The sequence below is a fragment of the Streptomyces sp. CA-179760 genome, from assembly GCF_050937045.1.
Lineage (GTDB): Bacteria > Actinomycetota > Actinomycetes > Streptomycetales > Streptomycetaceae > Streptomyces.
The window spans coordinates 6,455,614-6,476,418 of the sequence record NZ_JBNJLZ010000001.1 but is presented as its reverse complement, the minus strand read 5'-3'; the positions used below and the strand labels follow the sequence as shown (position 1 = coordinate 6,476,418).

The following is a 20,805-nucleotide window of genomic DNA, read 5'->3' as shown; positions in this document are numbered from 1 at the left end:
GGTTCAACCCCCTGCTGCAAGCCCTGGTCTCTTACCTGATCCCTACCTCGGTCTGGGCCCGGTACCCCCCAGTAGGTACGCTGCCAGTCATGCGTGCACTTCTCGTGGTCAATCCGGCGGCAACCACCACCAGTGCGCGCACGCGCGACGTACTGATCCACGCGCTCGCCAGCGAGATGAAGCTGGAGGCGGTCACCACCGAGTACCGCGGCCACGCTCGCGACCTGGGCCGGCAGGCGGCGGACAGCGAGGACATCGATCTGGTCGTGGCCCTCGGCGGCGACGGCACGGTCAACGAAGTGGTCAACGGCCTCCTGCACGCCGGCCCCGCTCCTGGGCACCTCCCCCGCCTCGCCGTGGTCCCGGGCGGCTCCACCAACGTCTTCGCCCGTGCCCTCGGCCTGCCCAATGACGCCGTGGAGGCCACCGGCGCGCTGTTGGACGCCCTGCGCGACGGCAGCGAACGCACCGTCGGCCTGGGCCTGGCCTCGGGTACGCCCGGCACGGAGGACGAGACGGTGCCGGCCCGCTGGTTCACCTTCAACGCGGGGCTCGGCTTCGACGCCGGTGTGGTCGGCCGGGTGGAACAGCATCGCGAGCGCGGCCGGAAATCCACACACGCTCTCTACGTACGCCAGGTCGTGCGCCAGCTCCTCGGTGAGACCAACCGCCGGCACGGCATGATCACGCTGGAGCGGGCGGGCGAGGATCCGGTCACGGATCTGGTGCTGTCCATAGTCTCGAACACCTCCCCGTGGACGTTTCTGGGGAATCGCCCGATCTACGCGGCGCCTAAGGCCTCGTTCGATACCGGGCTCGATCTCTTCGGTCTCAGCCGCCTGTCCACCGCCGCTGTTGCCCGGTATGGGACCCAGTTGCTCACTTCGTCCCCCGAGCGTGGACCCCATGGCAAACACGCCACTTCCCTGCACGACATGACCGAGTTCACCTTGCATTCCAAGGTGCCGCTCCCCCTCCAGATGGACGGTGACCACCTGGGCCTGCGAACGAGCGTGACGTTCACAGGCGTACGCCGTGCACTGCGTGTGATTGTGTGAGCAGAACTGGCTAAAGTCCTTTCACTCGAACGTTTAGGCCAGGGTCCACCCCATGGAAGTACGGCTGTGACCTAGTCGACACCGAAGAATCAAAAAAAACTTTCCAGAAGGGGTTGTATCCGCCGCTGAGGTTTGCGAGTCTCTACGTGGCGATCGAGACGGCCCGCAACACCGGCCTCCACTGATCACCAGAATCCCTCTCCAGATCACAGGACCCACGCCAGGGAACCTGGCAGTCGGCCCTTCACTTGTTGAGGGATTCGTGAAAGCGTTCACATTCACAAGCAAACCCTGCACGTAATACCAAGGAGAGGTAGCAGCCATGGACTGGCGTCACAACGCCGTTTGCCGCGAGGAAGACCCCGAGCTCTTCTTCCCCATCGGCAACACCGGTCCTGCGCTGCTGCAGATCGAGGAAGCCAAGGCCGTCTGCCGTCGCTGCCCGGTAATGGAGCAGTGTCTGCAGTGGGCGCTCGAGTCCGGCCAGGACTCCGGCGTCTGGGGTGGTCTCAGCGAGGACGAGCGCCGTGCCATGAAGCGCCGCGCCGCCCGCAACCGGGCTCGTCAGGCCTCCGCCTGACAACCCACCCCTGCTGACAGCCTGAGCTTGGCGGCGCGTACAGCGAGTACGCATCTCCCGCCCCCGAGCCGCAGCGCGCAGTTCCCCCGATGCGCTTAGCAAAGCAGCAACGAGCATTGAGCCCCGGGCCACCAAGTGGCCCGGGCTCAATGCTGTTCAGGGGCTCTTTCGGCGGAGGGCCACCGGCCGTTTCCTACTTCTGTGACCGCACCGGGATGTCGAGGATCACGCGGGTACCGCGCTCCGGGGCCGGGACCATGTCGAAAGTGCCGCCCAACTCGCCTTCCACCAGGGTCCGTACGATCTGCAGGCCGAGGTTGCCCGCAGTGTGCGGATCGAATCCCTCCGGCAGGCCGACGCCGTCGTCCTGGACGGTGACCAGCAGCCGGGCCTCCTTGGTCGTGCCGCCGCGGATCGCCGACACCTCGACCGTGCCGGTGTCGCCCTCGCGGAAGCCGTGTTCCAGGGCGTTCTGCAGAACCTCGGTCAGCACCATCGACAACGGCGTGGCGACCTCGGCGTCGAGGATGCCGAAGCGACCGGTGCGCCGGCCGGTGACCTTCCCGGGGGAGATTTCCGCGACCATGGCCAGCACACGGTCGGCGATGTCGTCGAACTCGACCCGCTCGTCCAGGTTCTGAGAGAGCGTCTCGTGCACGATCGCAATCGACCCGACGCGTCGCACCGCTTCTTCGAGGGCCTCGCGGCCGCGGTCGGACTCGATGCGCCGGGCCTGGAGACGGAGCAGGGCCGCCACCGTCTGGAGGTTGTTCTTGACCCGGTGGTGGATCTCCCGGATCGTCGCGTCCTTGGTGATCAACTCGCGTTCGCGGCGACGGAGTTCGGTGACGTCGCGGAGCAGCACCAGCGAGCCGATGCGGGTGCCCTTGGGGCTTAGGGGGATCGCGCGGAACTGGATGACCCCGTCGCTGGCCTCGATCTCGAACTCGCGCGGCGCCCAGCCGCTGGCGACCTTGGCGAGTGCCTCGTCCACCGGGCCCCGGGTCGGGGCGAGTTCGGCGGTGGTCCTGCCCAGGTGCTGGCCGACGAGGTCGGAGGCGAGACCGAGACGGTGATAGGCGGAGAGGGCGTTCGGCGAGGCGTACTGGACGAGGGCGTCGGCGTCGAGCCGGATCAGTCCGTCGCCCACGCGGGGCGAGGCGTCCATGTCGAGCTGCTGGTTCGCGAACGGGAAGGAGCCGGCCGCGATCATCTGTGCGAGGTCGGAGGCACTCTGCAGATAGGTGAGTTCCAGGCGGCTCGGGGTACGCACGGTCAGGAGGTTGGTGTTGCGCGCGATGACGCCGAGGACGCGTCCCTCCCGCCGCACTGGGATCGACTCGACCCGGACGGGGACCTCTTCGCGCCACTCGGGGTCGCCCTCGCGCACGATGCGGCCCTCGTCGAGGGCGGCGTCCAGCATGGGGCGACGGCCGCGCGGGACGAGGTGGCCCACCATGTCGTCCTGGTACGAGGTCGGGCCGGTGTTGGGCCGCATCTGGGCGACCGAGACGTACCGGGTGCCGTCACTGGTGGGGACCCACAGGACCAGGTCGGCGAAGGAGAGGTCGGAGAGCAACTGCCACTCCGAGACCAGCAGGTGCAGCCACTCGAGATCGGTGTCGTCGAGTGCGGTGTGCTGGCGTACGAGTTCGTTCATGGAGGGCACGTGTGCGAGCGTACCCGGGGGTTTGCACCTCTGAAATGTTCGGATCCCGTACGGGCCCGGAAACACCCGCGGGCCGCGGCGCCTGAGAGGGACCCTCAACCCTCCCGGCACCGCAGCCCGGAGCAGCATCGGCCGTGGGGTGTGCGGTCCCGGTCGGCCGAAGGATGAGGACCCGGGGCAGTCAGGGCAGAGAGCCTCGGTTCCTCGGTCCGTCCTCCTGTGCGGGGAGGACGGAGGCTTGTACGCGCTGCGCAAGCGCCCTCGTATGCATTGTGGACTAGACCACTAGGGGGTGTCCATGCGTTGAAGGCTGTTCGTTGTTGTGCTGTCTCCCGCGAATCGGACGCAGTGACATCCACCACGCAGCCTAACCCGTGTGGGTTCCTGTGCGGGGCCAGACGGTCATGGCAATTTTCGCGACCGCCTCCAATTCCTCCCGGCTCGCCCCGTCCCGCGCCTGTTGTGACATGCCCTGGACCATCACTCCGACGTGACGGGCCAGGACGGCGGCGTCGGTGTCCGGAGGCAGGACGCCGGCGGCGACATCGGCCCTGATGCGGCACTCGAAGGCGGCGATGTTGGCATTGCGGCGGTCCCGCAGAGACTGCTCGACCTCGGCCTCCGAGCAGTTCGTGGCCGCGTGGACGACGAGACAGCCGTGCGGGTGGCCGGGTTCCGTGTACGCGGTGGCGGCCTCGCGCAGCGTGCGCTCGACGGCGGCCCGGGCGGTGGGTTCCTCGGCGAGGGCGCGGCCGGCGAACGAGCCGTGCCCCGTGCCGTACACGCGGACGGCCTCCTCGAAGAGGGAGCGCTTGTCGCCGAAGGCCGCGTAGAGACTCGGGGCGCCGATGCCCATGACGCGGGTGAGATCGGAGACGGACGTGGCCTCGTAGCCGTGCTCCCAGAAGGCCAGAAGGGCCTTCTCCAGCACGGTCTCACGATCGAAGGAGCGGGGGCGTCCGCGAGGTCTGCCCTTCTTCTGACTCCCCGCCGAGGCCTCCGCCCTCCGGGCGTCCGCGGTTGCGCGCCTCTCGGTCTTCGCTGTCGCGTCGTCGTTCACCATGGGGTGCATTTTATAGCGGGCACTAGAGAAAGGTCGGCGGGCTGTTGTACGGTCATTTCTGTAGCGGCCACTAGGGAAATGCGAAGGGGAGCCGGCATGGGCGTGCTCACGGGCAGGACGGCACTCGTCACGGGGGCGAGCAGGGGCATCGGGCGAGGCATCGCCGAGCGGCTGGGGCGCGACGGCGCGCGGGTCGGAGTGCACTACGGCAGGAGCGAGACGGCGGCGAAGGAGACGGTCTCGGCGATCGAGGCAGCGGGCGGCTCGGCGTTCATGATGGGCGTGGAGCTCGGAGTACCGGGCGACGCCGAGGCACTGTGGGAGGAGTTCGACCGGCACGCGGACGGGCTCGACATCCTGGTGAACAACGCGGGGATCGGGAAGACGCGACCGATCGGGGAACTGGACGAGCGGGAGTACGACCAGGTCTTCGCGGTCAATGTGAAGGCGCCGTTCTTCATTCTCAAGCACGGCATGAATCGACTGCGGGACGGCGGCCGGGTCGTCAACATTTCGTCGGGCCTGGCCCGGACGGCGGCGATGCCGGACCTTGTGGCGTACACGATGACGAAGGGCGCGCTGGACGTCCTCTCACGGGACCTGTCCAAGGTGCTGGGCCCTCGGGGCATCACGGTCAACTCGGTGGCGCCGGGGCTCATCGACACGGACAACACGGCCGAGCTGCTGCACGGAACGGCCGACGGCTGGGCGAAGGCCTCGGCGATATCGGCGCTGGGCGGCGTGGGTGAGCCCGCCGATGTCGCCGACGTGGTGGCGTTCCTGGCCTCGGACGGGGGCCGGTGGGTGACGGGGAGCTGGGTGGATGTGACGGGGGGTTCGCTCACGTAGACGCGGCCGGGATAGCGCGACGGTGGAGGACGGCCGGCGCCGCGAAGAGGCCGGACTCACGCGACGACGGCACCTGCGCCGGGCGGACGCCACGGCGATCAGGCCAAGGTCCCTCGGCACCCCTGAGTCCACCGTGGTTCAGCGCGTCTCGGTCACCTTCGCCAGCGCGCGAGGCGCGTCCGGGTCCTGGCCGCGGGCGATGGTGACCTCGTGGGCGAGAAGCTGGAGGGGGATGATCTCCAGGATCGGCTGGACCTCTTCGGCCACACCGTCCGTCGGCAGGACGAAGCCGGCCGTCGCCTGCTCGACCTGATGCCTGGGGCCGATGACGACCAGGTCGGCGCCGCGGCCGCGCAACCGGTCGAGGACGGGCTGGAGCGCTTCGCCGCCCTTGCCGTCGGTGACCACGGCGATGACCGGGGAGACGTTGTCGACCATCGCGAGCGGCCCGTGCAGCAGATCGGCGCCGGAGTAGGCGAGGGCGGGGATGTAGCTGGTCTCCATCAGCTTGAGGGCGGCCTCCTTGGCCGTGGGGTAGCCGTAGCCGCGCGAGGTGATCACCATGCGCTCGGCGAAGCGGTAGCGGGCGGCGAGGGTGCGCACCTCGTCCTGCCGGGCGAGCAGTTGCCCGGCGAGGTCCGGCAAGGCGTGCGCGGCCGCGCCGTCGCCGCCGCGAAGGCCCTCGACGAACAGGTAGAGCGCGAGGAGGGAGGCAGTGTAGGTCTTGGTCGCGGGGAGCGCCTTCTCCGGTCCGGCCATGATGTCGATGTGGTGCTCGGAGACGTCGGCGAGCGGTGAGTCGGGGTTGTTGGTGACGGCCAGGGTGATCGCGCCGGCCTCGCGGGCGGCCCGGGTCGAGGCCACCAGGTCCGGGGAGCCGCCGGACTGGCTGACGGTGACGACGAGGACGTCCGTGAGATCGGGTCGGGCGCCGTAGGCCGTGGTGGTGGACATCGAGGTGAGTCCGCAGGGCAGGCCGAGGCGGATCTCCAGAAGGTACTTGGCATAGAGGGCGGCGTTGTCGGACGTGCCGCGGGCGGTCAGCAGGACGAAGCGGGGTGCGCGGGCGGCGATCCGCTGAGCCACGTCCCGGACGGCGGGGGCACCGTCGGCCAGGATTCGGCGCAGGACGGCGGGCTGCTCCGCCATCTCCCGGGCCATGGTCCGGCCCGGGAGTGCGCCGAGGGGGTCCGGTGTGGCGGCGAATGTCATGGCGGGCTCCTTCCGTGGCGCGGGCGACTGCAGCTCCCATTCCACTCCCCCGGGCCGGAGAACGCCCTCGCGGGACCGGCACTGTTCACCGGGTCGAGGCCTGGTCGGCACAGTCGTGCCGCCCGCTCGGGAGCAAGGGCGTACACCCTGGGAGCGACGGCCCCGCTCTGTTAGATTGGTCTAAACCACATGACCCCTCAAGGGTCCAGTCCCAGTCGAGCCATTCCTCTCAGATCGGCAGGCCCAGCGTGGAAGTTGTCATCGTTCCGGACGCCAAGGCCGGCGGCGAGCTCATCGCCGAGGCCATGGCCCAGCTGCTCCGGCGCAAGCCCGACGCGCTGCTCGGCGTGGCGACGGGCTCGACGCCGCTGCCCGTGTACGAGGCGCTGGCGGCCAAGGTGCTCTCCGGTGCCGTGGACGTCGCGGGGGCGCGGATCGCGCAGCTCGACGAGTACGTGGGGCTGCCCGCCGACCATCCGGAGTCGTACCGCTCGGTGCTGCGACGTGAGGTGCTGGAGCCGCTCGGGATCGGGATGGGCCGGTTCACAGGCCCGGACGGCACCGCCGAGGACGTGCAGGGCGCGTGCGAGGCGTATGACAAGGCGCTGTCGGACGCCGGGGGTGTCGACCTTCAGCTGCTCGGGATCGGGACCGACGGGCACATAGGGTTCAACGAGCCGTGCTCGTCGCTGGCGTCGCGGACCCGGATCAAGACGCTGACCGAGCAGACCCGGATCGACAACGCGCGGTTCTTCGACGGCGACATCGACCAGGTGCCGCATCACGTGATCACGCAGGGCATCGGCACCATCCTGGAGGCCCGGCACCTGGTGCTGCTCGCCACCGGGGAGGGCAAGGCGGACGCGGTGGCGGCGACAGTGGAGGGGCCGGTGGCCGCGGTGTGCCCCGCGTCCGCGCTCCAGCTCCACCCGCACGCGACCGTCGTCGTGGACGAGGCCGCCGCGTCGAAGCTGAAGCACGCGGACTACTTCCGGCACACGTATGTCAACAAGCCGGAGTGGCAGGGGATATAGAGCCTGGCGTCGGACAGCGCCGCAGACGCGGGAGCCGACGAGTGCCGTCGGTTCCCTGCGGCCCCACCCCCTGCAGCCTGACTCCGCGCAGCCCGACCCCCTGCAGCCTGACTCACTGCCTCCCAGCTCCCTGCGGCCCCGACCCGAACGACAGGCCTATCGGCCGAGGGCCCCGGCCTCCAGTGCGTCGTCCTCGGCCGGCTCGTCCTGGGCGCGCAGGCCGGCCACCCACAGCGGCATCAGCCAGTGGACCACGAGGACGGCGACCAGCAGGGGCGCGGCGTAGGCCTTCGGAGCGTCGCCGGCGACGCCGCCCGTGGTCAGCAGGGCAGTCGCCGCCGCGGCCAGGAGCAGGGTCGTCATGCGGTGGGCGCGGGCCAGGACGCGGCTGCGTTCCGCCGACTGCCTCTCGTCCAGGACGGGTTCGCGCAGCTCCAGCAGGCCCCTGGTGGCACCGTTGATCACGCTGGTAGCGACCATCCAGGGGAGCAGCAGTACGGCCATGACGGCGATGGGCCACAGCGGCTCGCCTTCGGCGAGGAAGAAGTGGGTCATCAGTCCGCCGATGGCCACGGTGAGGGTGATGTGCGTGGCGACGGCCAGACGTCGGCGGGCCGCCGTGGCGTACCAGGCCTGGCCCCGGCGGTCGTTCATCAGCCGCAGCATGCTCCGGTCGTAGTGGGTCAGGCGTGTCGTCGTCATGGCTGGTTCCTCCCGTAGACCTCGTCCGTGAGCGGGCGGAACGGTTCGAGGGAGAACACGGCCTCGACCGGCAGACCGAAGAACTTCGAGATCTTCAGCGCCAGGTCGAGGCTCGGGTTGTACTGCCCTCGCTCGATGTAGCCGATGGTCTGGTAGTGGGCTCCCACCGCCTCGGCCAGGCTCTGGCGCGACACCTTCCGTTCGGCGCGCACCATGGCCAGCCTGTTGTGCACCTGCTCGCTCATGTATAAGAAGTACTACATTCGGAGGCAGTCCCACAACCCAGTGATCTCTACGATCCCGTGATCCCGGCGAGCCCGGTGATCACCTCGGCTGCCGCCCTGCCGCAGACGCGGGCCGCGCCATGGGTGGCGATGTGCAGGGCGCCGCGCGGGGCGGCCCGGGGGACGCCCATCTCGACCACGATGGTGTCGGGGCGGGCCGCCAGCAGGGTGTCGAGGGCCGAGGCCATCCAGGGGTGGCGGTGTTCGTCGCGGACGACGGCGACGATGCGGCGCGCGCCGGCAGCTTGAAGGGCCGCCCGTCCTGCGCTCGCCCCGCCCTTGCCGGCCTGGCCGTCCTTGCCGGTCTTGTCGGCCTCGGCGGAGAAGCTGCCGGTCACGGTGCCCGGCAGGAGGTGGATGAGTTCCGCGGCGACGCCCCACGGGGTCTCGTCGCCGACCGCGATGTTGGCGACGGGGGTGAGAGCGGCGACGTAGGGCGGTTCGGTGAGGGGCTTGAAGCTCTCCGGGCGCTCCAGGCCCGGGGCGACGGTCACCGTGAGGGCGCGGCGGGCGGCCCGCAGGCCGATCTCGTCGCCGGGTGTGATCTCGGGTGAGCAGCCGGCCGTGCCCGCCCAGCGGGCCAGTGCCCTGACCCGGTCGGCGGCGTCGGCGAGGCGTTCCTCCGGGAGTTCGCCCGCGCGTACCGCGGCGACCAGGGCGTCGCGCAGCCGCAGTACGGTCGCGTCGTCGGCCAGGCCGCCGCCCACGCAGATCGCGTCGGCGCCGGCGGCGACGGCGAGGACGCTGCCGCGTTCGATGCCGTACGTGCCGGCGATGGCCCGCATCTCCATGCCGTCGGTGACGATGAGGCCGTCGTAGCCGAGTTCGCCGCGCAGCAGGCCGGTCAGGATGCGCCGGGAGAGCGTGGCCGGGTGGTCGGGGTCCAGGGCCGGGACCAGGATGTGGGCGCTCATCACGGCCCGGGTGCCGGCGGCGATGGCCGCGCGGAACGGGGTCAGTTCGCGGTCGGCGAGCACGTCCGCGGGGACGTCGATGTGCGGGAGGGAGTGGTGCGAGTCGACGGCCGTGTCGCCGTGGCCGGGGAAGTGCTTGGTGCAGGCGGCGACTCCGGCGGACTGCAGGCCCGACACATAGGCCGCGGTGTGCCGTGCGGCCAGGTCGGTGTCGGCGCCGAAGGAGCGGACGCCGATCACCGGGTTGGACGGGTTGGAGTTCACGTCGGCGGAGGGGGCCCAGTTGAGGTTCACGCCACAGGCCGCGAGGCGGCGGCCCAGTTCGTGGGCGACGGCTCGCGTCAGCTCCACGTCGTCGACCGCGCCGAGCGCGTGGTTGCCCGGGAAGGAGGAGCCTGACCGCACTTCCAGGCGGGTCACGTCACCGCCTTCCTCGTCGATCGCGACCAGCACGTCGTCGCGCTCGGCCCGCAGCTGCGCGGTGAGCGCGGCCAGTTGGCCGGGCGAGGCGATGTTGCGGCCGAACAGGCCGACGGAGGCGAGGCCCTCACCGAGCCTGCGCAGCAGCCAGTCGGGGGCGGTGGTGCCGGTGAAGCCGGGCTGGAGAACCGTCAGGGCGTCACGCGTGAGCGTGTCGGCACCGCTGGCGAGTGTCGTCATCGGGTGGGGTCATCCCTTCACGGCGCCCGCGGTCAGGCCCGCGGCCATCTTGCGCTGGACTAGGAGGAAGAGGGCGACGATGGGCACGGCCATCATCGTGGCGCCGGCCATCATCGGGGCGTACTCGGTGCCGTGCTTGGTGGTGAAGTTGCCGAGCCAGACGGTCGCCGTCTGGTTCTTCTGGCTGAGCAGCATCAGGGCGTAGAGGTACTCGTTCCAGGCCTGGATGAAGCCGTAGACCGAGGTGGCGACCATGCCGGGGGCCAGGAGCGGGAAGACGACCCGGAGGAAGGCGCCGGTGCGGGAGCAGCCGTCGACCATGGCCGCCTCCTCCAGTTCCTTCGGGATGTTGACGATGAAGCCGCGCAGCGTCCACACCGTGAACGGGAGGACGAAGGTCAGGTACGTGATGATGAGGCCGGTCAGCCGGTCGTACTGGCCCAGGTCGTTGAGCAGCAGGAACACCGGGATGATCATGGCGACCAGCGGCACCATCTGGACCGCCAGGATGCCCACGATCACGATCTTCCGGCCGCGGAAGGCGAACCGGGAGATGGCGAGCGCGGCCAGCAGCCCGACGGCCATGCCGATGACGACGACCGCCAGCGACACCACCAGGCTGCGGCCCACCGGGCCCCAGAAGTCGGCGATGTCCAGCGCCCGGCCGAAGTTGGCGAAGGTGATGCCGGTGGGCAGCAGGCTCGGGTCCGGGTCGATGGCGTCCTTGGCGGGCTTGAACGCCGTGTTGAGCATCCAGTAGAGGGGGAATCCGGCGACGACGAAGACCAGGAGGCCGAGGAGGTTCCAGCCGAACCGCGACCTACCGCGACCGGCCGGCTTACGACCGGCTGGCTTGCCGCGGCCGGCTGACATCCGGCGGCCGGCTTCGGCGAGCGTGCTCATTCGACCTCTCCGATCTTCAGCATCTGCCGCATGTAGACGGCGACCACGCCGAGCAGCAGCAGGACGGTGATCAGCGCGATGGCCGAGCCCTGCGCGTAGTCGTTGACCACGAAGGCCCGGTCGTAGGAGTAGGTGTTGAGGACCTGGAATTCCGGCTCGGGGTGGCCGTTGCGCATGACGAACACCTGGGGGAAGACGCCCATGTCCCAGATGACCGACAGGGTCGTGAGCATCACGATGATCGGCTTGAGGACGGGCAGGGTGACGTAGCGGAAGACGCCCCAGGAGCCGGCGCCGTCCAGGCGGGCCGCCTCCTCCAGTTCCTTCGGGACCTGGGTGAGTCCGGCGCTGAGCGTGATCACCACGAACGGCACGGCTCCCCAGACCACCAGCAGCATGATCACGGCCAGACCCTGAGGCCCGCTGGCGAACCAGTTGTGGCCGATCATGTCGACGCCGGGCAGCTTGCTGAGCAGCGCGTTGAAGACGCCGTAGTCCGAGTCGAAGAGCCACTTGAAGACCGTGGTCGCCACGATGACGGGCATGCCCCAGCTCGCCACCAGCACGATGTTGATGAGCACCTTCAGCCAGCCGGAGACCCGCTGGAGCAGCAGGGCGAGCGCCATGCCGATCACCATCGTGAGGACGACGGCCCCGGTCGCGAAGACGATGGTGCGCAGGACGACGGCCCAGAACTCGCCGTCACCCAGCACCTTGGCGAAGTTGTCGAACCCGACCGACTCGGCCGGCTGGAAGCCCCACAGCTGGGACTGCCCGAACCTCTGGAAGGACAGGGTGACAAGACGGGCCAGCGGATAGCCCATGACCAGGGCGAGGATCAGCAGGCAGGGCGCGAGCAGCAGCCAGGGGGCCGTGGCCCCGCCCGACGGCCGCTTCGCCCGTGGCAGATCGTCGGCAGGGGGTGGCGGTGCCTGCCGCGGTGGCGGCACCTTGGCGGGGGTGGTGGTGTCTGCGGCACTCATCGCGTGCTCCTCGGCGCTCCCTCAGGTCTGGCGACGGCGGGGCTCCGCCCGGTGAGGGAGCCCCGCCCGTAGGTCACTTGGTGTTGATGACCTTGTCGATCGCGGCGTCCGCGTCCTTGGCGGCGGCCTCGACCGACTTCTTGCCGGTGCCGATGCTCTGCAGCATGGTCTGCAGGATCTGCGCCTTCTCGACCTGGCCCCAGCCGGGGGCCATCGGGACGAACCAGTTGGACTCGGCCGCGGTGGCGGGGACCGCCGTCGCCGGGTCGTTCTTCAGGGTCGCGAGGTCGGTCTTGTTGTTGGGCAGATTGCCCTTGGCCATCAGGCCCTTCTGCCCGGAGGAGCCGGTGTACGCGTTGATCCACTCGGCGGCGAGGTCCTGCGCGTCGGACTTCACCGGCACGGCGAGGTCGCTGCCGCCCAGGAAGACGGGCATGTTCTTGCCGGACGGGCCGGGCATCACGAAGTTCTCGAGGTTGCCCTTGAGCTTGCCGGTCTTGTCGTTCTTGGGGTCCTCGGCGGTCGCGCCCTCCCAGGCGGCGGCGAAGATCATGGCGGACTTGCCCTGGCCGTAGACGATGTAGCGGTCGGACTCGTCCTTGGTCTTGTCGCCGTGCATGTACGAGTCGACGACGTTCTTGAACCCCGTCAGGCCCTTGAGGGATTCGGGCGAGGAGAGAGAGGCCTTCCACTGGCCGCCCGACTCGGTGGCGATGGCGCCGCCGGCGTCGTAGACGTAGGACATGGCCGCGTACCAGTCGCGGGTCGGCTGGTACCAGGCGTTGAACTTGCCGCCCTCCTTCTTCTGGATCTTGTCCAGGGCGGTGGTCAGCTCCTTGTAGGTCTTCGGGGGCGTCTTCACACCGACCGAAGCCGCGATGTCCTTGCGCCAGTTGGCGACACGGCCGCCGGCGTAGTACGGGACGCCGTAGGTCTTGTCCTCATAGGTGACGGAGGCCTTGAGGCCGTCCAGCCAGGCGTCGGAGTTGTCGAACTTCGCCGGGTCCAGGGGGCGAAGGCGCCCTTGACCATGTAGCCGAGCATCTCGGTGTTGCCCATCTCGACCACGTCGGGGGCCTTGTCGGTGGCGAGGACGGCGTCGAGCTTGGCGTTCTTGTCGGGCCAGCCGTAGTACTCGTGGTTGATCTTAAGACCGGGGTGCTTCTTCTGCACCGCGGCGTCGGCGGCCTTCACCAGCTGCGGCCAGTTGTTCTGGGCGTCGACGGTGAGCCAGACGGTCAGCTCCTTGGCGTCCGCGCCGCCCTTGTCCGAACCACCGCCCTCGCCCCCGCACGCCGCGATGGAGACCATCATGCCCGCGATACCGATCGCGGATATCAGCTTGCGCTTCACGCCACCCTCCTCAGCTGGACCATTGGTGTAGACCAGTAGGGAGGAGCTTGACCCGGACCACGAGACCTGTCAAGAGGCCCGATAAGGCTCTGACCAGCCGTTATGCGACCTACATATGCAGGAACCTTTAAGTAATAAGCCAGCGAAATACCGACCGCACACGCCATACTTCAGGTAGACCACTGGACTTGGTGGACTAGACCAAAAGCGGCGCCGACGGTATACAGGTGGGATCGTGTCGGCGGACCGAGCCGGGAAGGCGGAGCATGAGCACCGACGTCAGCAGTGCGGAGAACGAGAACGGGGCGCCCGTCCGTACCGCACGCGTGCCCAAGTACTACCGCCTGAAGAAGCACCTGCTCGACATGACGGACACGCAGGCGCCCGGCACGCCGGTCCCGCCCGAGCGCACGCTGGCGGCGGAGTTCGACACCTCGCGCACCACTGTGCGCCAGGCGCTGCAGGAGCTGGTCGTCGAGGGCCGGCTGGAGCGCATCCAGGGCAAGGGCACGTTCGTCGCCAAGCCGAAGGTCTCCCAGGCGCTGCAACTGACCTCGTACACCGAGGACATGCGCGCGCAGGGCCTGGAACCCACCTCGCAGCTGCTGGACATCGGCTACATCACCGCCGACGACCGCCTCGCCGGCCTGCTCGACATCGCGCCCGGCGGACGCGTGCTGCGCATCGAGCGGCTGCGCATGGCCAACGGCGAGCCGATGGCCATCGAGACCACCCATCTGTCCGCCAAGCGCTTCCCCGCGCTGCGCCGGTCGCTGGTGAAGTACACGTCCCTGTACACCGCGCTCGCCGAGGTCTACGACGTCCATCTCGCGGAGGCCGAGGAGACCATCGAGACCTCGCTGGCCACCCCGCGCGAGGCCGGCCTGCTCGGCACGGACGTCGGCCTGCCGATGCTGATGCTGTCCCGGCACTCGCTGGACCGGGAGGGGCAGCCGGTCGAGTGGGTGCGGTCGGTGTACCGGGGGGACCGGTACAAGTTCGTGGCACGGCTGAAGCGGCCTGTCGAGTAGCGCACGCGGTGGACCGCTGGTGAGCCCCGGTTTCTATTGGGTACCGCATTGCAGACGGGGGTTCCGTTCCCGCCGCACCCTGACCTAGATTGCCTGCGCATTACACAGGTGATCACTGAGGGGACGGAGTCGCTTGATGTCGCAAGCCCCAGAAGCCAGCAGAGGGCCGGTGGTGACGCCGATGCGCGTCGTCATCGGCCTCTGCCTCATAGCGCCCTTCGTGGCCATGCTGTGGGTCGGCTCGTACGCGAAGACCGACCCGGCCTTCATCGGGATCCCGTTCTTCTACTGGTACCAGATGGCGTGGGTGCTCATCTCCACCGCGCTGACGATGACCGCCTACAAGCTGTGGCAGCGTGACCAGCGCGCCCGTAAGGAAGGTGCGCGGTGAAGGACGGCGTGAACGGCGTCGCGCTCGCCGTCTTCATCTTCTTCTTCCTGCTCGTCACGGCCATGGGCTTCCTGGCCTCGCGGTGGCGCAAGGCCGAGAACGAGAACAGCCTCGACGAGTGGGGTCTGGGCGGCCGGTCGTTCGGCACCTGGGTCACCTGGTTCCTGCTCGGCGGCGACCTGTACACGGCGTACACCTTCGTGGCCGTTCCGGCGGCGATCTACGCGGCGGGCGCGGCCGGTTTCTTCGCGGTGCCGTACACGATCCTGGTCTACCCGCTGATCTTCACCTTCCTCCCCCGCCTGTGGTCGGTGTCCCACAAGCACGGGTACGTGACGACGTCCGACTTCGTGCGCGGCCGCTTCGGTTCCAAGGGCCTGTCCCTGGCCGTGGCCGTCACCGGCATCCTCGCGACCATGCCGTACATCGCGCTCCAGCTCGTCGGCATCCAGGCCGTGCTGGACGTGATGGGCGTCGGCGGCGGCGAGGACACCAACTGGTTCATCAAGGACCTGCCGCTGCTGATCGCGTTCGGTGTGCTGGCGGCCTACACGTACTCCTCGGGCCTGCGTGCCCCGGCGCTGATCGCCTTCGTCAAGGACACTCTGATCTACATCGTCATCGCGGTGGCGATCATCTACATCCCGATCAAGCTGGGCGGTTTCGACGAGATCTTCGCCAAGGCGGGCGACGCGTACAGCCAGACCAACCCGGCGACGGGTGCGGCGCGCGGGGCGCTGGTGCCGCCGGAGGCGGGGCAGTGGACGTACGCCACGCTGGCGCTCGGCTCGGCGCTCGCGCTGTTCATGTACCCGCACTCGATCACGGCGACGCTGTCCTCGCGCAGCCGTGAGGTGATCCGCCGCAACACCACGATCCTGCCGTTGTACTCGTTGATGCTGGGCCTGCTCGCGCTGCTCGGCTTCATGGCGATCGCGGCCGGGATCAAGGTGCAGAACGGGCAGCTGGCGATTCCGCAGCTGTTCGAGACGATGTTCCCGGACTGGTTCGCGGGCGTGGCCTTCGCGGCGATCGGCATCGGAGCTCTCGTGCCGGCGGCCATCATGTCCATCGCGGCAGCGAACCTCTTCACCCGCAACATCTACAAGGACTTCATCAAGCCGGACGCCACGCCGGCGCAGGAGACCAAGGTCTCCAAGCTGGTCTCCCTGCTGGTGAAGGTGGGCGCGCTGGCCTTCGTCCTCACCATGGACAAGACCGTCGCCATCAACTTCCAGCTGCTCGGCGGCATCTGGATCCTGCAGACCTTCCCGGCCCTGGTCGGCGGCCTGTTCACCCGCTGGTTCCACCGCTGGGCGCTGCTCGCGGGCTGGGCGGTGGGCATGGTCTACGGCACGGCCGCCGCGTACGGGGTCGCCTCGCCGACGCAGAAGCACTTCGGCGGCTCCTCGAAGGAGATCCCCGGCATCGGTGAGATCGGCTACATCGGTCTCACGGCGTTCGTCCTGAACGTGGTGGTGACGGTGGTCCTCACCTTCGTCCTGAAGGCTCTGAAGGCCCCCGACGGCATCGACGAGACCAAGCCGGAGGACTACACGGCCGACGCGGGCGACCCGGGGGTCCAGGCGGAACTCCCGCCCGCCACCGCGGGCTCCGCCCACTAGAACCGACCGGGCACGTACATCCGCAGCGGGCCGCCGGTGATCAACCACACCGGCGGCCCGCTGTCGTACACACTCACGCCATGGACACCTTGATCCGGCGCGTGAAGCCCACCGAGTACGGCCCCCTCGGCGAGATGACGGCCCACGCCTATCTCGCCGACGGCCTCCTCGACTTCGGCGAGAGCGACGAGTACCTCCACGAACTGCGAGACGTCGCCGGACGGGCAGCCGCAGCCGACGTCCTGGTCGCCGTCGAGAACGACACCCTCCTCGGCGGCGTCACCTTCGTACCGTCCGGCGGCCCCATGGCCGACATAGCCGGCCCGGGAGAGGCCGAGATACGGATGCTCGCGGTCTCGCACGCCGCCCGCGGCCGCGGCACCGGCGAGGCCCTCGTAGGCGCCTGTGTCGACCGCGCACGGGCCACGCCCGGCTGCGTCCGCATCGTGCTGTCGACCCAGCGCACCATGCGCACAGCCCACCGCATCTACGAACGCCTGGGTTTCACCCGCACTCCCGAGCGCGACTGGAACCCGGTCCCGCACCTGGCGGACATCACTCTCCTCACCTACCAGTTGACGCTCTGAAACCAGCGCGACACAACATCTGGGGGTGCCACCGGAACCCGACACAAGATGTATGCTCGTGCTCGCTGTCGCCGCAGGGGAATCCGGTGCGAATCCGGAACTGTCCCGCAACGGTGTACCCATACGTGTTCGTACACGTATGGGCGTCAGTCCGAGGACCTGTCGACAGCGCGCACCGGCCGTCCGGCAGGTGCGCCCTGACGTCCGGGCCTCGTGGAATGGGCCGGTGGACGCGACGCCGTGTGCGCTCGTGTGCTGCCCCCTGCCCTGCGCGAGGCCCCTTGCCGAGCGAGGGAGAGCCCCACGTGACCATCGCGCCAGCCGAACCGGTCTCAGCTTCCGAAGAAGAGCACGACGGCCCCGGTGCCGCGCTGCTGCGGACCCTGACCGAGCTGACCGCCGATCTCCCCGACGCCGACCCCGGCCGGGTCGCCGCCGCCGCGTTGCGCGGCCGGTCCGCGCGGGCGGACGAGACGGAGCTGCGCGAGCTCGCGACGGAGTCGGCCGCCGGCCTCATCTCCGAGGACCCCGCCTACTCCCGGCTGGCCGCGCGGCTGCTGACGATCGGCATCCGCGCCGAGGCCGCCTCGCAGGGTGTCACCTCCTTCACCGAGTCCGTCGCGGTCGGCCACCGGGAGGGCCTGATCGCCGACCGGACCGCCGAGTTCGTGCGCCTGCACGCCGCCCGGCTGGACGCGCTGATCGACCGGGCCGCCGACGACCGCTTCGGCTATTTCGGCCTGCGGACCCTGCACAGCCGCTACCTGCTCCGCCACCCGATCACCCGCAAGGTCGTCGAGACGCCCCAGCACTTCATGCTGCGTGTCGCCGCCGGTCTCGCCGAGAACGACACGGCACAGTCCGTCGACGAGGTCGCCGCGCTCTACGGGCTCATGAGCCGCCTCGACTACCTCCCCTCCTCCCCCACCCTCTTCAACTCCGGCACCCGGCACCCCCAGATGTCGTCCTGCTACCTCCTCGACTCCCCCAAGGACGAGCTGGACTCGATCTACGACCGGTACCACCAGGTGGCGCGGCTGTCGAAGCACGCGGGCGGCATCGGACTGTCGTACTCCCGTATCCGTTCCCGCGGTTCGCTGATCCGGGGCACCAACGGCCACTCCAACGGCATCGTCCCGTTCCTGAAGACCCTCGACGCGTCGGTCGCCGCCGTGAACCAGGGCGGCCGCCGCAAGGGCGCGGCCGCGGTCTACCTGGAGACCTGGCACTCCGACATCGAGGAGTTCCTGGAACTGCGCGACAACACCGGCGAGGACGCCCGCCGTACCCACAACCTGAACCTCGCGCACTGGGTGCCGGACGAGTTCATGCGGCGGGTCAACGCCGACGGACAGTGGTCGCTGTTCTCCCCCTCGGACGTGCCCGAGCTGGTCGACCTGTTCGGCGAGGAGTTCGACGCCGCGTACCGGGCGGCCGAGGCGAAGGGCCTGGCGAAGAAGACCCTGCCGGCCCGTGAGCTGTACGGCCGCATGATGCGCGCCCTCGCGCAGACCGGCAACGGCTGGATGACCTTCAAGGACGCCTCTAACCGCACCGCCAACCAGACGGCCGAGCCGGGCCACGTCGTGCACTCCTCCAACCTCTGCACGGAGATCCTCGAGGTCACCGACGACGGGGAGACGGCGGTCTGCAACCTGGGCTCGGTCAACCTCGGCGCCTTCGTCGACCAGACCCGCGGGGACATCGACTGGGAGCGGCTGGACGAGACCGTCCGTACGGCCGTGACCTTCCTCGACCGGGTCGTGGACATCAACTTCTACCCGACCGAGCAGGCGGGCCGCTCCAACGCCCGCTGGCGTCCGGTCGGCCTCGGGGCCATGGGCCTGCAGGACGTCTTCTTCAAGCTGCGCCTGCCCTTCGACTCGCCCGAGGCCAAGGCGCTCTCCACCCGTATCGCCGAGCGCGTCATGCTCGCCTCGTACGAGGCCTCCGCCGACCTGGCCGAGCGCAACGGCGCGCTGCCGGCCTGGGAGAAGACCCGTACGGCCAGGGGCGTGCTGCACCCCGACCACTACGACGTGGAGCTGACCTGGCCCGAGCGCTGGGCGGCCCTGCGCGAGCGCATCGCCGCGACGGGCATGCGCAACTCCCTGCTCCTCGCCATCGCGCCCACGGCCACGATCGCCTCCATCGCGGGCGTGTACGAGTGCATCGAGCCGCAGGTGTCCAACCTGTTCAAGCGCGAGACGCTGTCCGGTGAGTTCCTCCAGGTCAACTCCTACCTGGTGGACGAGCTGAAGCGGCTCGGCGTGTGGGACGCCCGCAGCCGGGAGGCGCTGCGCGAGGCGAGTGGCTCGGTGCAGGACTTCGCCTGGATCCCCGCGGACGTACGGGCGCTCTACCGCACGGCGTGGGAGGTCCCGCAGCGCGGCCTGATCGACATGGCGGCGGCCAGGACGCCGTTCCTGGACCAGTCCCAGTCCCTGAACCTCTTCATGGAGACGCCGACCATCGGCAAGCTCTCCTCGATGTACGCGTACGCCTGGAAGGCCGGGCTGAAGACGACGTACTACCTGCGCTCGCGCCCGGCGACCCGCATCGCCCGCGCGGCACAGGCCGCCGTCCCCGCGCAGGCCACCACCCCGGACCCCGAAGCGGTCGCCTGCTCCCTGGAAAACCCCGAGTCCTGCGAAGCCTGCCAGTAATTCCCACCCGCCACCTGACCGCCACCCCTGGAGGACGGCGCTTCGCGCCGACTGCTATGACTCAGAATCTCCTCGACCCCGGCTTCGAGCTCACCCTGCGCCCCATGCGCTACCCGGACTTCTACGAGCGCTACCGGGACGCCATCAAGAACACCTGGACCGTGGAGGAGGTCGACCTCCACTCGGACGTCGCCGACCTCGCCAAGCTGACCCCGATGGAGCAGCACCTCATCGGCCGACTGGTGGCGTTCTTCGCGACGGGCGACTCGATCGTCGCGAACAACCTCGTGCTGACGCTGTACAAGCACATCAATTCCCCCGAGGCGCGGCTCTACCTGAGCCGGCAGCTCTTCGAGGAGGCCGTGCACGTCCAGTTCTATCTGACGCTGCTCGACACCTACCTCCCCGACCCGGAGGACCGCGCCGCCGCGTTCGACGCCGTCGAGAACATCCCGTCGATCCGTGAGAAGGCCGAGTTCTGCTTCAAGTGGATCGACTCGGTCGACAAGCTGGACCGTCTGGAGTCCAAGGCCGACCGCCGCAAGTTCCTGCTCAACCTGATCTGCTTCGCGGCGTGCATCGAGGGCCTGTTCTTCTACGGTGCCTTCGCCTACGTGTACTGGTTCCGCAGCCGGGGCCTGCTGCACGGCCTGGCCACGGGCACCAACTGGGTGTTCCGGGACGAGACGATGCACATGTCCTTCGCCTTCGAGGTGGTCGACACCGTCCGCAAGGAGGAGCCGGAGCTCTTCGACGACCAGCTCGAGCAGCAGGTCACGGACATGCTGCGGGAGGCCGTCGAGGCCGAGCTGCAGTTCGCGCGCGACCTGTGCGGTGACGGCCTCCCGGGCATGAACACCGAGTCGATGCGGCAGTACCTGGAGTGCGTCGCCGACCAGCGGCTCGCCCGGCTCGGCTTCGCTCCGGTGTACGGCTCCGAGAACCCCTTCTCCTTCATGGAGCTGCAGGGCGTTCAGGAGCTGACCAACTTCTTCGAGCGGCGCCCCTCGGCGTACCAGGTGGCGGTGGAGGGCACCGTCGACCTGGACGAGGACTTCTGAGCCCGCTCGCTCTCCCGGGCCTCCTGGGCCTCCCTGATCTGACGGTCGACGCGCCTGTCGCGCACGATGCCGATCACTGATGGGAGGACCAGGAGGACCAGCGTCCCCAGTACGAAGATCATTGCGATGAGTGTCTGTACCTGGTTCGTTTCCATGGACACCACTGTCGCGCCGATGACT

18 protein-coding genes, 1 pseudogene and 1 riboswitch are annotated in these 20,805 nt (G+C 69.2%); of the genes and pseudogenes, 10 read left to right on the top strand and 9 right to left on the bottom strand.

Annotated features, from left to right (window positions below; all coding sequences use genetic code 11):
- Positions 1–89: 89 nt before the first annotated feature.
- Both ACQEV8_RS29580 and ACQEV8_RS29575 read left to right on the top strand, forming a co-directional pair.
- Complete coding sequence (locus tag ACQEV8_RS29580) at positions 90–1,058, top strand: diacylglycerol/lipid kinase family protein (RefSeq protein WP_432966300.1); 969 nt, start codon at positions 90–92, stop codon at positions 1,056–1,058.
- A gap of 322 nt (positions 1,059–1,380) precedes the next feature.
- Positions 1,381–1,638: a WhiB family transcriptional regulator gene (locus ACQEV8_RS29575; RefSeq protein ID WP_016639615.1), complete on the top strand. Its 258-nt coding sequence runs from the start codon at positions 1,381–1,383 to the stop codon at positions 1,636–1,638.
- Positions 1,639–1,831: 193 nt separating this feature from the next.
- On the opposite strand, the gene ACQEV8_RS29570 is transcribed toward ACQEV8_RS29575, so the two are convergent.
- Together ACQEV8_RS29570 and ACQEV8_RS29565 are read right to left on the bottom strand one after the other, a co-directional pair.
- The gene (locus tag ACQEV8_RS29570) at positions 1,832–3,298 is read right to left on the bottom strand and encodes a sensor histidine kinase (RefSeq protein ID WP_432973087.1); all 1,467 of its coding nucleotides are present in this window, start codon (positions 3,296–3,298) and stop codon (positions 1,832–1,834) included.
- Between the two features lie 376 nt (positions 3,299–3,674).
- Positions 3,675–4,370 carry a TetR/AcrR family transcriptional regulator gene (locus tag ACQEV8_RS29565; RefSeq protein WP_432966297.1) on the bottom strand — a complete coding sequence of 232 codons (696 nt, stop codon included), beginning with the start codon at positions 4,368–4,370 and terminating at the stop codon, positions 3,675–3,677.
- A gap of 96 nt (positions 4,371–4,466) precedes the next feature.
- On the opposite strand from ACQEV8_RS29565, the gene ACQEV8_RS29560 reads away from it, so the two are divergent.
- Complete coding sequence (locus ACQEV8_RS29560; protein WP_432966294.1) at positions 4,467–5,219, top strand: SDR family oxidoreductase; 753 nt, start codon at positions 4,467–4,469, stop codon at positions 5,217–5,219.
- 138 nt (positions 5,220–5,357) lie between these two features.
- Here ACQEV8_RS29560 and ACQEV8_RS29555 read toward each other — a convergent pair whose 3' ends face one another.
- Positions 5,358–6,431 (bottom strand): SIS domain-containing protein, encoded by a 1,074-nt coding sequence (locus ACQEV8_RS29555; RefSeq protein ID WP_432966291.1) that lies wholly within the window; start codon positions 6,429–6,431, stop codon positions 5,358–5,360.
- A 248-nt stretch (positions 6,432–6,679) separates the two neighbouring features.
- On the opposite strand from ACQEV8_RS29555, the gene nagB reads away from it, so the two are divergent.
- Complete coding sequence (gene nagB / locus ACQEV8_RS29550; protein WP_432966288.1) at positions 6,680–7,465, top strand: glucosamine-6-phosphate deaminase; 786 nt, start codon at positions 6,680–6,682, stop codon at positions 7,463–7,465.
- A gap of 156 nt (positions 7,466–7,621) precedes the next feature.
- On the opposite strand, the gene ACQEV8_RS29545 is transcribed toward nagB, so the two are convergent.
- From ACQEV8_RS29545 to ACQEV8_RS29520, 6 genes and pseudogenes are all read right to left on the bottom strand, one after another.
- The gene (locus ACQEV8_RS29545) at positions 7,622–8,167 is read right to left on the bottom strand and encodes a hypothetical protein (RefSeq protein ID WP_432966285.1); all 546 of its coding nucleotides are present in this window, start codon (positions 8,165–8,167) and stop codon (positions 7,622–7,624) included.
- The gene (locus ACQEV8_RS29540; protein WP_184590604.1) at positions 8,164–8,412 is read right to left on the bottom strand and encodes a helix-turn-helix transcriptional regulator; all 249 of its coding nucleotides are present in this window, start codon (positions 8,410–8,412) and stop codon (positions 8,164–8,166) included. Before ACQEV8_RS29540 ends, ACQEV8_RS29545 begins: the two co-directional genes overlap by 4 nt.
- A gap of 47 nt (positions 8,413–8,459) precedes the next feature.
- Positions 8,460–10,025, bottom strand: a complete 1,566-nt coding sequence (locus ACQEV8_RS29535) for a glycoside hydrolase family 3 protein (RefSeq protein WP_432966280.1) — start codon at positions 10,023–10,025, stop codon at positions 8,460–8,462.
- A gap of 9 nt (positions 10,026–10,034) precedes the next feature.
- Positions 10,035–10,898 (bottom strand): carbohydrate ABC transporter permease, encoded by an 864-nt coding sequence (locus ACQEV8_RS29530; protein ID WP_432973084.1) that lies wholly within the window; start codon positions 10,896–10,898, stop codon positions 10,035–10,037.
- Between the two features lie 26 nt (positions 10,899–10,924).
- On the bottom strand, positions 10,925–11,911 hold the full coding sequence (locus tag ACQEV8_RS29525) for a carbohydrate ABC transporter permease (protein ID WP_432966277.1): 987 nt from the start codon (positions 11,909–11,911) through the stop codon (positions 10,925–10,927).
- Between the two features lie 73 nt (positions 11,912–11,984).
- A pseudogene (locus ACQEV8_RS29520) lies at positions 11,985–13,264 on the bottom strand (extracellular solute-binding protein).
- A gap of 266 nt (positions 13,265–13,530) precedes the next feature.
- Between ACQEV8_RS29520 and ACQEV8_RS29515 the strand changes: the two are divergent.
- From ACQEV8_RS29515 to ACQEV8_RS29490, 6 genes are all read left to right on the top strand, one after another.
- The gene (locus ACQEV8_RS29515) at positions 13,531–14,295 is read left to right on the top strand and encodes a GntR family transcriptional regulator (protein ID WP_215118602.1); all 765 of its coding nucleotides are present in this window, start codon (positions 13,531–13,533) and stop codon (positions 14,293–14,295) included.
- Positions 14,296–14,431: 136 nt separating this feature from the next.
- Positions 14,432–14,686 (top strand): DUF3311 domain-containing protein, encoded by a 255-nt coding sequence (locus ACQEV8_RS29510; RefSeq protein ID WP_432966273.1) that lies wholly within the window; start codon positions 14,432–14,434, stop codon positions 14,684–14,686.
- Entirely contained in the window at positions 14,683–16,311 is a 1,629-nt protein-coding gene (gene mctP, locus ACQEV8_RS29505) for a monocarboxylate uptake permease MctP (RefSeq protein ID WP_432966270.1), read from the top strand. Before ACQEV8_RS29510 ends, mctP begins: the two co-directional genes overlap by 4 nt.
- 80 nt (positions 16,312–16,391) lie before the next feature.
- Positions 16,392–16,898 carry a GNAT family N-acetyltransferase gene (locus tag ACQEV8_RS29500; protein WP_432966267.1) on the top strand — a complete coding sequence of 169 codons (507 nt, stop codon included), beginning with the start codon at positions 16,392–16,394 and terminating at the stop codon, positions 16,896–16,898.
- Between the two features lie 52 nt (positions 16,899–16,950).
- Positions 16,951–17,079, top strand: a riboswitch (cobalamin riboswitch).
- Positions 17,080–17,203: 124 nt separating this feature from the next.
- A complete protein-coding gene (locus ACQEV8_RS29495) occupies positions 17,204–19,564 on the top strand; it encodes a ribonucleoside-diphosphate reductase subunit alpha (RefSeq protein ID WP_432966264.1) in 2,361 nt (786 codons plus the stop codon).
- Positions 19,565–19,620: 56 nt separating this feature from the next.
- The gene (locus ACQEV8_RS29490) at positions 19,621–20,625 is read left to right on the top strand and encodes a ribonucleotide-diphosphate reductase subunit beta (RefSeq protein ID WP_432966261.1); all 1,005 of its coding nucleotides are present in this window, start codon (positions 19,621–19,623) and stop codon (positions 20,623–20,625) included.
- Positions 20,626–20,805: the final 180 nt, after the last annotated feature.

What these genes read in the sequence shown, in the direction of transcription:
- ACQEV8_RS29540 (WP_184590604.1), bottom strand. Translation starts at nt 8,412, where the DNA reads ATGAGCGAGCAGGTGCACAACAGGCTGGCCATGGTGCGCGCCGAACGG.
- ACQEV8_RS29545 (WP_432966285.1), bottom strand. Translation starts at nt 8,167, where the DNA reads ATGACGACGACACGCCTGACCCACTACGACCGGAGCATGCTGCGGCTG.
- ACQEV8_RS29525 (WP_432966277.1), bottom strand. Translation starts at nt 11,911, where the DNA reads ATGAGTGCCGCAGACACCACCACCCCCGCCAAGGTGCCGCCACCGCGG.
- ACQEV8_RS29570 (WP_432973087.1), bottom strand. Translation starts at nt 3,298, where the DNA reads ATGAACGAACTCGTACGCCAGCACACCGCACTCGACGACACCGATCTC.
- ACQEV8_RS29510 (WP_432966273.1), top strand. Translation starts at nt 14,432, where the DNA reads ATGTCGCAAGCCCCAGAAGCCAGCAGAGGGCCGGTGGTGACGCCGATG.
- ACQEV8_RS29560 (WP_432966294.1), top strand. Translation starts at nt 4,467, where the DNA reads ATGGGCGTGCTCACGGGCAGGACGGCACTCGTCACGGGGGCGAGCAGG.
- ACQEV8_RS29555 (WP_432966291.1), bottom strand. Translation starts at nt 6,431, where the DNA reads ATGACATTCGCCGCCACACCGGACCCCCTCGGCGCACTCCCGGGCCGG.
- ACQEV8_RS29530 (WP_432973084.1), bottom strand. Translation starts at nt 10,898, where the DNA reads ATGTCAGCCGGCCGCGGCAAGCCAGCCGGTCGTAAGCCGGCCGGTCGC.
- ACQEV8_RS29535 (WP_432966280.1), bottom strand. Translation starts at nt 10,025, where the DNA reads ATGACGACACTCGCCAGCGGTGCCGACACGCTCACGCGTGACGCCCTG.
- ACQEV8_RS29500 (WP_432966267.1), top strand. Translation starts at nt 16,392, where the DNA reads ATGGACACCTTGATCCGGCGCGTGAAGCCCACCGAGTACGGCCCCCTC.
- ACQEV8_RS29580 (WP_432966300.1), top strand. Translation starts at nt 90, where the DNA reads ATGCGTGCACTTCTCGTGGTCAATCCGGCGGCAACCACCACCAGTGCG.
- ACQEV8_RS29515 (WP_215118602.1), top strand. Translation starts at nt 13,531, where the DNA reads ATGAGCACCGACGTCAGCAGTGCGGAGAACGAGAACGGGGCGCCCGTC.
- ACQEV8_RS29490 (WP_432966261.1), top strand. Translation starts at nt 19,621, where the DNA reads ATGACTCAGAATCTCCTCGACCCCGGCTTCGAGCTCACCCTGCGCCCC.
- ACQEV8_RS29575 (WP_016639615.1), top strand. Translation starts at nt 1,381, where the DNA reads ATGGACTGGCGTCACAACGCCGTTTGCCGCGAGGAAGACCCCGAGCTC.
- ACQEV8_RS29565 (WP_432966297.1), bottom strand. Translation starts at nt 4,370, where the DNA reads ATGGTGAACGACGACGCGACAGCGAAGACCGAGAGGCGCGCAACCGCG.